The organism is Pseudoalteromonas sp. AOP7-A1-14 (assembly GCF_052376275.1).
Classification (GTDB): domain Bacteria; phylum Pseudomonadota; class Gammaproteobacteria; order Enterobacterales; family Alteromonadaceae; genus Pseudoalteromonas.
This window is the reverse complement of the sequence record NZ_JBQSVO010000234.1, coordinates 1-1,473: the sequence shown is the minus strand read 5'-3', so window position 1 is coordinate 1,473 and position 1,473 is coordinate 1. Positions and strand designations below refer to the sequence as shown.

Annotated in this window: 2 protein-coding genes; both read left to right on the top strand. The window is 40.2% G+C overall.

The genetic code is table 11. The features are described from left to right. The coding region (locus ACT3RM_RS17815) for a Slam-dependent surface lipoprotein (protein WP_444511508.1) at positions 1-526 on the top strand (526 nt) is incomplete at its 5' end. 61 nt (positions 527-587) lie between these two features. Next, positions 588-1,473: surface lipoprotein assembly modifier (locus tag ACT3RM_RS17810; RefSeq protein WP_444511507.1), on the top strand; the 886-nt coding region annotated here is incomplete at its 3' end.

Genomic DNA, 1,473 nt, shown 5'->3' with positions numbered 1-1,473 from the left:
GAAAGTTGATTTTCAGGCGTTATCAGCTTATGCCCAACCAACTAACGGTATTCACTCTTTAAGCATGGGTCATGGTGGTACTGGCACATTTAATTTTGCAAAAGTGGGTACTAGCGATGTCTGGTTTGGTGAATGGTCACAAGATTTTAACGGTAATGGCAACGACCGCGCAGTATATTATGTTGGTAATAATACCAACACGACAGTACCAGTAAGTGGTATAGCTAGCTATGCAGTTAAAGGAGTAAATAAGTTCAGTGGTAATAATCAACTTACAGGCGATTTTACGGCTGATTTTGGTGCTCAGAAGTTAACAGGTAGCCTAGCTAATTCATCTCTTTCATTAACAGTGAATGCAAACATAACATCATCCACAGCTGCATTTAATGGTACCTCGTTAGCAAATGGTACTTCTCGGGGTGTAGCTACAGGCCATTTCTTTGGTGCTGATGCTGCGTCACTTGCAGGTATTGCTACCTTTGCTGATCGTCAATTAGATACTGCGTTTGGTGGAACTAAAAAGTAATCGCAATTATTTAGTTGGGGCTAATATTTGGCCCCTTTAATTGACGCTTTTGAGTATTATTATGAACCATCAAAATAAAAGTCATTATTACCGTAATACAGTGCAATTATGGGTAGTAATGTTAGTGTTAAACTCCCCTCTCTTATCTGCATCGACTGAAACGCGATTACATTTACAGCAACGTATAGAGCAAAATATAAAACAAAATGAGCATTCAATGGTTGCCGATGCGGCGCATGATTCAGCTAAGTCTTCCTCTTTTACAATTAATGGTCAGCAAATCCAAGTTAATAACAATGTTCATGAATTAGGCCAAGCAGTCTATTTGTTAGTTCAGCATAAACAATGGCCAGCAGCACAAGATTTTTTATCTCGCTATGTGGCACTAAAAAATTACGATGTAATGCTAGCTCATTATGCGCAAGGTGCGATTGCTCGATCTGCTGGACGTTTAAACGAAGCTGAACAGCAACATTTGGCTGTATTAGCTCAGCGACAAGACTTTTTACCTAGTCAATTAGAGTTGGCGCGGGTGTTGTTTGATAATAATAAAAATACTGATGCGCTTATATTGTTTGAACATATTGCTGAGCAGTTACCAAATGACAACCCTAAGGTTGACGGTGTGCGCCACACTGTAAATAGTTTTATTGATGCGCTTAACTATCGTCAAGCTTGGCGGGGGTCTTTTGCGTTAGGGCCAAGTTTTAGCGATAACTTGAATCAGTCATCACAAAGTTATACGTGTTTGCTTTCGCTGCCGAGCGAAGAGTGTTTAATTGAGCGTGAAACCCCTCAGGCTGTATCGGGAGACGGTGTTGACTTTGATGCAAATATTAGTAAACGATTCGCTTATTCTGGTCACCACGGATTGAGTTTCCGAGGTCTTGCGTATGGCAGTAATTATCTAAGTAACAGTGAATATAATGAGCACACTGTGATTGCTA